The sequence below is a fragment of the Streptomyces sp. YIM 130001 genome, from assembly GCF_003574445.1.
Taxonomy (GTDB): domain Bacteria; phylum Actinomycetota; class Actinomycetes; order Streptomycetales; family Streptomycetaceae; genus Streptomyces.
Genome location: NZ_KZ984597.1, coordinates 1 through 839, shown reverse-complemented (window position 1 = coordinate 839; position 839 = coordinate 1). Strand labels below are relative to the sequence as shown.

The 839-nt window shown below is 66.4% G+C and carries 1 protein-coding gene; it reads right to left on the bottom strand.

From position 1 onward, the window contains the following. Nucleotides 1–839: xylose isomerase (gene xylA / locus DSC45_RS35545; protein ID WP_119296177.1), on the bottom strand; the 839-nt coding region annotated here is incomplete at both ends.

The following is an 839-nucleotide window of genomic DNA, read 5'->3' as shown; positions in this document are numbered from 1 at the left end:
CGGGAGGCGTGCAGGGCTTGTTGGACTTCGGGGTCGGCGCGGAAGGCGGCGGCGCGTTCTTTGAGGATGAGGTAGTTGCGCATGCATCCCGCTGCGGAGGCCCATACACCGTCGAAGCCCTCGGTGCGTGGTGGCTTGAAGTCGAAGTGCCGGGGGCCGTCGTAGCCGCCGGTGCTCTCCAGGAGGTCGACGAGCCAGAAGGCGGCACGGAGGTCGCCGGCGCCGAAGCGGAGGTCCTGGTCGTACTTGATGCCGGTCTGGCCGTTGAGGTCGATGTGGAAGAGCTTGCCCGACCACAGGGCCTGGGCGATGCCGTGCGGGAAGTTGAGGCCGGCCATCTGCTCGTGCCCGGTCTCCGGATTCACTCCGAACAGGCCCGGCTGCTCGAGGCGTTCGATGAACGCGAGGGCATGGCCGATTGTGGGCAGCAGAATGTCACCACGCGGCTCGTTCGGCTTCGGCTCGATCGCGAACCGCAGGTCGTAGCCCTGCCCGGTCACATACTCCGCGAGGAGATCGAAGGCCTCCTTCATCCGGTCCAGCGCCAGCCGCACATCCTTCGCACCACCCGACTCCGCACCCTCACGCCCGCCCCACGCCACATACGTCTGCGCACCCAACTCCACAGCCAGATCAATGTTCCGGATCGTCTTGCGCAACGCGAACCGCCGCACGTCCCGGTCGTTCGCCGTGAACCCACCGTCCTTGAACACCGGATGCGAGAACAGATTCGTCGTCGCCATCGGCACCTTCATCCCCGTGGCATCCAACACCGCCCGGAACCGCTTCACGATCCCCGCCCGCTCACCCGCCGAAGCACCGAACGGAATCAGATCGTC